The sequence below is a fragment of the Psychrobacter sp. AOP3-A1-26 genome (assembly GCF_052378235.1).
Classification (GTDB): Bacteria; Pseudomonadota; Gammaproteobacteria; order Pseudomonadales; family Moraxellaceae; genus Psychrobacter.
The window spans coordinates 1-714 of record NZ_JBQSXN010000205.1 but is presented as its reverse complement, the minus strand read 5'-3'; the positions used below and the strand labels follow the sequence as shown (position 1 = coordinate 714).

1 protein-coding gene is annotated in these 714 nt (G+C 45.7%); it reads right to left on the bottom strand.

Translation table 11 applies throughout. The annotated features are described in order from the left end of the window. Positions 1 to 12 precede the first annotated feature (12 nt). The coding region (locus ACT3TU_RS14320) for an IS3 family transposase (protein ID WP_444784539.1) at positions 13 to 714 on the bottom strand (702 nt) is incomplete at its 5' end.

Here is a 714-nt window from a genome sequence, read left to right as displayed (position 1 = left end):
TGTAGTGGTCAACTAATTTAGGACACCTGATAAGAGGTTTTGATTAAAGTAACGTCTTTCTGTTTCAGCTGGTGTTAAATAATTGTTGAAAGTGTGCGGTCTCACGGTTTGATAGTAGCCCCAGATATAATCACTAATGGCACTTTTAGCCTCAGCGATATTCTCATAACCGCCCTTTGGCATCCACTCTGTTTTGAAGCTTCTAAAGAAGCGCTCAGTTGGGGCGTTATCCCAACAATTTCCACGACGGCTCATACTCTGTGTCATACCGTCGCAATCATCGATTGATTCAGCAAATTTCTTACTGGTGTAATGCGTGCCCTGATCTGAGTGAAATAACACACCACTTGGTTTGAGTCTCGTCTGATACGCCATTTTCAGAGCGTTACCTGTCAGAATACTATCGGGTGAGTCTGAGACACTAAAGCCCACCACACGACGGGCGTACAGGTCTAAAACAACGGCTAGGTAACACCAGCCGCCTTTAATGCGAATATAAGTGACATCGCCCGTCCAGACTTGGTTGGGCGCCGTTGGGCTAAATCTGCGTTTTAAAAGGTTGTCATGGGTTTTATGTTCCTGATCAGCGTGCTTGTATTTGTGGGTCTTGAGCTGGCAACTGACCAGTTTCATTTGCTTCATAATCTTGGCAGCTAAGTAACGCGTTAGCCTAATACTGTGCTCATTCCACAGGATGGCGACAATGGTGCGAGC